7 protein-coding genes are annotated in these 5,838 nt (G+C 71.2%); 3 read left to right on the top strand and 4 right to left on the bottom strand.

Features of this window, described 5'->3' with window-relative positions:
* Positions 1-8: 8 nt before the first annotated feature.
* Positions 9-1,031 (top strand): M48 family metallopeptidase, encoded by a 1,023-nt coding sequence (locus VOI19_RS12700; RefSeq protein WP_323793329.1) that lies wholly within the window; start codon positions 9-11, stop codon positions 1,029-1,031.
* On the top strand, positions 1,024-1,914 hold the full coding sequence (locus VOI19_RS12695; RefSeq protein WP_323793328.1) for a patatin-like phospholipase family protein: 891 nt from the start codon (positions 1,024-1,026) through the stop codon (positions 1,912-1,914). Before VOI19_RS12700 ends, VOI19_RS12695 begins: the two co-directional genes overlap by 8 nt.
* Positions 1,915-1,948: 34 nt before the next feature.
* On the opposite strand, the gene VOI19_RS12690 is transcribed toward VOI19_RS12695, so the two are convergent.
* Positions 1,949-2,713 (bottom strand): hypothetical protein, encoded by a 765-nt coding sequence (locus VOI19_RS12690; RefSeq protein WP_323793327.1) that lies wholly within the window; start codon positions 2,711-2,713, stop codon positions 1,949-1,951.
* A gap of 27 nt (positions 2,714-2,740) precedes the next feature.
* Complete coding sequence (locus VOI19_RS12685; RefSeq protein WP_323793326.1) at positions 2,741-3,316, bottom strand: hypothetical protein; 576 nt, start codon at positions 3,314-3,316, stop codon at positions 2,741-2,743.
* Positions 3,317-3,789: 473 nt separating this feature from the next.
* On the opposite strand from VOI19_RS12685, the gene VOI19_RS12680 reads away from it, so the two are divergent.
* Positions 3,790-4,200, top strand: coding sequence for an MmcQ/YjbR family DNA-binding protein (locus tag VOI19_RS12680; RefSeq protein ID WP_323793325.1), 411 nt, complete (start codon positions 3,790-3,792; stop codon positions 4,198-4,200).
* Between the two features lie 100 nt (positions 4,201-4,300).
* On the opposite strand, the gene VOI19_RS12675 is transcribed toward VOI19_RS12680, so the two are convergent.
* Both VOI19_RS12675 and VOI19_RS12670 read right to left on the bottom strand, forming a co-directional pair.
* Positions 4,301-4,855: a Uma2 family endonuclease gene (locus tag VOI19_RS12675; protein WP_323793324.1), complete on the bottom strand. Its 555-nt coding sequence runs from the start codon at positions 4,853-4,855 to the stop codon at positions 4,301-4,303.
* A 112-nt stretch (positions 4,856-4,967) separates the two neighbouring features.
* Positions 4,968-5,838 (bottom strand): CoA ester lyase (locus VOI19_RS12670; protein WP_323793323.1); only part of this gene is annotated, 871 nt, incomplete at its 5' end.

Here is a 5,838-nt window from a genome sequence, read left to right as displayed (position 1 = left end):
GTGTAAGAGTGGGGCGCGTGACTCCGCAGCCGGCCCGCTCCCGGGCGATCCTGACCGACATCAGCTCGCGTGCCTGGGAGCACCCGGCCGATCGCGGAGCGCTCGTGGCGCTGCGCAAGCTGAAGGGCTTCGACACGGTGCTCAAGGCGATGTCGGGCCTCGTCAACGAACGTGCGGTGCGGCTGGTCTACCTCGGCTCCTCGGTGCGCGTCGACGAGCGCCAGTTCGCCCGGCTGCACTTCTTGCTCAAGGACGTCGCCCGGGTGCTCGACACCGAGGAGATCCCCGAGCTCTACGTCTCGGCGAACCCGACGCTCAACGCGGTCACGATCGGGATGAACCAGCCGATCATCATCCTCAACTCCGCGCTGGTCGACCTCCTCGACGAGGAGGAGCTGCGCTTCGTGCTGGCCCACGAGCTCGGTCACGCGCTCAGTGGCCACGCGGTCTACCAGACCTTGCTGCGCCGGCTCCTTACGATGACCGGGGTGCTCGGCTCGATCCCGCTCGGTGCTCTCGGGGTCCGCGCGATCGTCGCGGCGCTCCACGAGTGGTCGCGCAAGGCCGAGCTCTCGGCCGACCGGGCGGGGCTCCTGGCCACCCAGGACCCGGCGACGGCGTTCAAGGTGCACATGCAGCTGGCCAGCGGCGGCCATCTCGACGACCTCGACACCACCGCGTTCTTCGCCCAGGGCCAGGAGTACCTCGACGCCGCCGACCTGCGCGACTCGGTGCTCAAGCTGCTGCTGGTCGAGAACCAGACCCACCCGTTCGCCGTCGTACGGGCCGCCGAGCTGCGCCGCTGGGTCGACTCCGGCGAGTACGCCTCCTACGTCGCGGGCAGCTATCCGCGACGCGACACCGACGACGAGGCCAAGGTCAGCGACGCAGCCCGGGAGGCGGCGAGCAGCTACTCGACCGCGTTCGAGCAGAGCCAGGACGCGCTGGGCAAGCTGGTCCACGACGTGGCCGGCTTCGCGGGCAGCATGAAGCTGTGGCTCGACGAGAAGCTGAAGCGCGACGATGACTGAGCCGGAGAAGCAGGACGCCGGCCGGCGGGGGCTCGTGCTCGGTGGCGGCGGGATCACCGGCATCGCCTGGGAGACCGGGCTGCTCTACGGCCTTGCCGAGCACGGCGTCGACCTGAGCGCCGCCGACCGCATCGTCGGTACGTCGGCCGGCTCGATCGTCGGTGCCCCGATCACCAGCGACATCGGGCTCGAGGAGCTCTTTCGGCGCCAGCTGCTGCCGCCGGCCGTGCTCGGCGACGGCGACGTGGACGTCGCCTCGTTGGGGGTCGGCACGATGGCGGCGTTCGTGGTGTCGCTCCTGCGGGCGCGCGGCGACCGGACACGGTTCGGCCGGGTGCTCGGGGCCAAGGCGGTCCGCCGCACCGCCCGCGGCCGTACGCCGTCGATCGAGGAGCGCTACGCCCAGGTCGACAAGCGCATCGGTGGACTCACGTGGGCCGACCGCGACCTGGTCGTCACCGCAGTGGACGTCGCGACCGGCGAGCTCGTCACCTTCGGCCCGCAGTCCGAACGCCCTGAGGTGAGCCTGCGCGACGCGGTCAACGCCAGCTGCGCCGTGCCGTGCGTCTACCCACCCATCCCGATCGACGGCGCGCTCTACGTCGACGGCGGCGTGCGCTCGGGCTCGAACGCCGACCTGGTCGGCGACTGCACGCGCGTGGTCGCCCTCACGCCCTCGGACCGGTCGGCCGGCCCGTTGCGCACGGCCGGCCAGCAGCTCGCCGAGCTCGGCGTCGACCACCTCGTGATCTCGCCCGACAACGGGTCGCTGGACGCGATCGGCAAGAACGTCCTCGACCCCGGGGCCCGGGCGCCGTCGGCGCACGCCGGCTACGCGCAGGCGGCCACAGAGGTCGAGTTCATCCGCGACCTGTGGTGCTGACCCGCTGTCGCTGCCGGTGTCCTCGCCGGGACCTTCAGAGGTCCGGGACGTCCAGCACGAGGTAGCAGACGCCGGAGAGCACGTTGCCCAGGCGCGGCGGGTCGGGGTGGTCGCCGGCGGCGAGGCAGGCGGTGACGTGACCGGCCGAGGTGAGCAGTCGCGCGGTGTGGAAGCCCTGGCCGGTCTCGGCGTTGGTCTGGCTCGACACCGACAGCACGGTGCCCGACACGAACGCCGTCGGCTGCGCCTTCGCGGCGTCCTCCGAGAGCCCGTAGGCGAGCAACGACTCGGTGGCGAACCGCAGCGGCGTCTGTCCGGGGCCGGGGGTGCTGATGACGCTCTCGTCCGAGGCAGCGAAGGCGGCGGCGTCGGCGTGCACGGTGAGGTCGAGCCCGAGCGCCGTGAGGTGGGCCGGTCGGGGGTCGCTGACCTCGGTCACGATGCTCTGCGCGAGGTCGCAGGCGACCCGCAGGACGCGGGTGCCGGCATCGTCGACGAGGTCGGCGGCCAGGACGTCGCCGTAGCCGCTCAACGAGCCGAGGCGTACGCCGTCGTGACCCGCGCCGCCACCGGTCGGCGCGACGTACGACGGGACGATGTCGACGAGCACGCCCTCGTCGTCGCCGCTCTGGCGCACGGTCATCGTGAGCGACGCACCGCTCGCATCGACCCACCGGCGTGCCTGGAGCTCTCCGGAGCGGGCGACGACCGCGGCGTCCGGCAGGAGACGACCGACGAGCGCGTCGAGGCTCTCGGTGTCGTCGACGGACAGTCCGATGCATCCCAGGGTCGAGCTCATGGCCCGAGCCTGCCAGACGGTGGCGACCTACCTGCGGGGGAGGGCGAGCAGGTCGACGACGCGCTCGGCCGCCCCGGCCGCAGTGAGATCGCCGTTGTCGACGCGGTAGTGCGGGCCGTCGAGCGGGAACGGCTGACACTCCGACGTGCTGAGCGCATGACGCCGCCCCGAGTCGACGAGGTCGGCACGCGCCCAGGCGGTGTCGCGCTTGGACGGCTTCGCGGCCAGTCGCTCGGGGGTGCCCTCACGGCTCAGCCGCGTCCCCTCATCGGCATACAGCTCGACGAAGTCGACGCGGCCGCCGGCGTCGAGCACGGGTGCGACGAGGTGCTCGACGTAGGCCTTGTCCTCGGCGAGGTCGAGAGCCCAGACGATGGTGAAGACCAGTCCCGGCAGGTCGCTCGCGACCGCCTCCTCGATCACCCGACGGCGGAACTCGAGCTTGAGGGTCTGGAAGGCCGGTGAGTCCCAGTCGAACACCTCGAGCAACGGCTCGATGGTCGCGTGGTTGTGGAAGAGCCGGTAGGGCGTCAGGCGCGCGATCTCGCGACCGACGCTCATCTTGCCGACGGCTTGGGGCCCGAAGAGGACGATCAGGTGCATCGCCTGATCGTGGCAGCGCGACGACGCCTAGTCGATGAGGTTTCCGGGGCGGAGCGTCACGGCGAAGGGTGCCGCCGCCCCCCAGGTGTCGGCCGGCCCGAGGGTGGCAGTCGTGACGTAGACGCCGTCGACGAGGTCGAGCACGACGAGCGTCGGGCCCTCGGGAGGTCAGGTGGGCACTGACTGTCCAGCAGCGAGCCCAGCAGCATCACGATCCGCTGGTGCCGGTAGCCCGGGGCCGGCGTCACGAACAGAGCTCCGTCGATGAGCTCGTAGCGGTAGCCGTCATCAGGGCTGTGCTCCAGCGCGGCTCGGGTGAGACCCGGTCGGTGCGGTGACCTGGACAGCGTGCTCATGGGTTCCATGGTGCCTCGCATTCGACGTCGGCAACAGCAGGAGCGCGATGCTGCCGGGCCGGCGCCCCTCGGTGCTCGCTCTCTCCGCAGGCGACACGATCGCCCTACGATCGAGTGATGGCCCACCCCCAGATGTTCGAGGACGACGACCCGGCGCTGGTCCGCGTGCGTGAGCTCGCCCTGGCGCTCCCTGCCGCTGCGATGAAGGTCTCTCACGGTCGACCGGCCTTCTGGACCCAGCCGCGCGGCAAGGTCTTCGCCTACTACGGCGGCTCGGTGAAGGTCGACGGCGAGTACGTCCAGCACGAGCAGAGCATCATGGTGCTGCTCGAGACCGACGAGCACGATGCCCTGCTCGACGACCCCCGGGTCTTCGTGCCGGCCTACATCGGCGGGTCCGGGTGGCTGGGGATCGACCTGCCCGATGTCGCCGCCGGCGGCTGGGACGAGGTGGCCGAGCTGATCGACGCCTCCTACCGTCGTACGGCGGCCACCAAGCTCGTCGCCGAGCTCGACGACCGCGGCTAGCGTCAGCGGCGACGAACGCTGGACCGGAGGGGCGCTGGCTGCCGAGGGCGCCGGCCACTAGTCGGGATCTCGTTCAACCCAGGTGGAACGGATGTTCCGGTCAGGCCAGCGTCGAGGGCGTGATGGTGACCGGGAAAGGAAGGACGGCAGACCAGGCCTCGTCCTCGCCGACGTCGGCGACCTGGACGTACGTGCCGTCGCGCAGCTCCCAGGCGAGCAGGCGCAGCTCGAGGGGGTCGACGACCCAGTAGGACGCGCACCCGGCTTCCTCGTAGCGGGCCTTCTTGAGGTTCAGGTCGATGAGGCGGGTGCTGGGCGAGAGGATCTCGACCGCGAGGAGCGGCGCGCCTGGCAGGTCCTTGTCGGTGAAGGCGTCTCGCGACGCCACCAGCAGGTCGGGCTGGACCTCGGTGTCGACGCCGAGCCCGACGGCGAAGGGGGCCGTGAGGACGGCGAGCTCCGACGGGCAGGCCTGATGCAGCAGGACGGTCAGCTGGACCGAGGCGACCTGGTGACGGAACCCCGGCGCCGGAGTCACGATGAGCGTCCCGTCGATGAGCTCGTAGCGGTGACCGTCATCGGGTTCCTCCGGCACGAGGGCGGCCAGGTCGTCCCTGGTCATCCCGGTGCGCGGCAAGGTGGTCACGGCTTCCATGGTGCCCCACTTCCGAGGTCGGCAACAGCATCCGACCAGAGTGCCTCGGAGTCGCGGTTCACGCGCTCGTCCTCCACAGGCGCCGCCATGCGGCGGGCCGGCTCGCGAACGGTCAGAGAGCAGCGATCGCGTCGGCGATCGCCAGGGTGCGCTCGGCCGACTCGACGTGGAGGTTCTCGACCATCTTGTTGTTGTAGGTCACGACACCAGAGCCCTTGCCGGCCTCCCAGGCCTCGAGGATCCCGCGGGCATCGGCGATGGCGGCCTCGGACGGCGCGAACTGCTCGTTGGCAGGGCCGACCTGGCCGGGGTGGATGAGGGTCTTGCCGTCGAAGCCCATCTGGCGGCCCTGCTCGCACTCGGCGAGGAAGCCTTCGGCGTTCTTCACGTCGTTGTAGACGCCGTCGAGGATCGCGACACCGGCGGCGCGGGCGGCCAGGAGCGAGAGCGACAGCGAGGTCATCAGCGGGGCGCGTCCGGGCACGTGCTCGGCATACAGCTCCTTGACCAGGTCGTTGGTGCCCATCACGAGGACGGCGAGCCGGTCGGAGGCAGCGGCGAGCTCGCGCACGTTGAAGATCGCCTCGGGCGTCTCGACCATCGCCCAGAGCTTGGTGTGCTCGGGCGCTCCGGCGGCCTCCATCGCGGCGACGAGCTGGCGCACCTCGTCGGCGGAGTTGACCTTCGGGACGACGATGCCGTCGGGGCCGGCTGCGGCTGCGGCAGCGAGGTCGGCGTCGTGCCACTCGGTGCCGAGGCCGTTGACGCGGATGGTCAGCTCGCGGTTGCCGTACTCGCCGCTGGCCACGGCCGCGCAGGCGGCCTCACGCGCCGACGGCTTGGCGTCGGGCGCGACGGCGTCCTCGAGGTCGAAGATGACGCCGTCGCACTCCAGCGTCTTGGCCTTCTCGAGCACCTTGGCGTTCGAGCTGGGCATGTAGAGGACCGAGCGGCGGGGCCGGAACGTCGTGGTGGCGTCGGTC

The organism is Nocardioides sp. (assembly GCF_034670285.1).
In the GTDB taxonomy this organism is placed as follows: domain Bacteria; phylum Actinomycetota; class Actinomycetes; order Propionibacteriales; family Nocardioidaceae; genus Nocardioides.
The sequence above is the reverse complement of the archived record's forward strand: the minus strand, read 5'-3'. Positions and strand labels throughout refer to the sequence as shown.

Bases quoted from the DNA above. Each gene is read 5' to 3' on its own strand.
- VOI19_RS12695 (WP_323793328.1), top strand. From the start codon at position 1,024: ATGACTGAGCCGGAGAAGCAGGACGCCGGCCGGCGGGGGCTCGTGCTC.
- VOI19_RS12690 (WP_323793327.1), bottom strand. From the start codon at position 2,713: ATGAGCTCGACCCTGGGATGCATCGGACTGTCCGTCGACGACACCGAG.
- VOI19_RS12685 (WP_323793326.1), bottom strand. From the start codon at position 3,316: ATGCACCTGATCGTCCTCTTCGGGCCCCAAGCCGTCGGCAAGATGAGC.
- VOI19_RS12680 (WP_323793325.1), top strand. From the start codon at position 3,790: ATGGCCCACCCCCAGATGTTCGAGGACGACGACCCGGCGCTGGTCCGC.
- VOI19_RS12675 (WP_323793324.1), bottom strand. From the start codon at position 4,855: ATGGAAGCCGTGACCACCTTGCCGCGCACCGGGATGACCAGGGACGAC.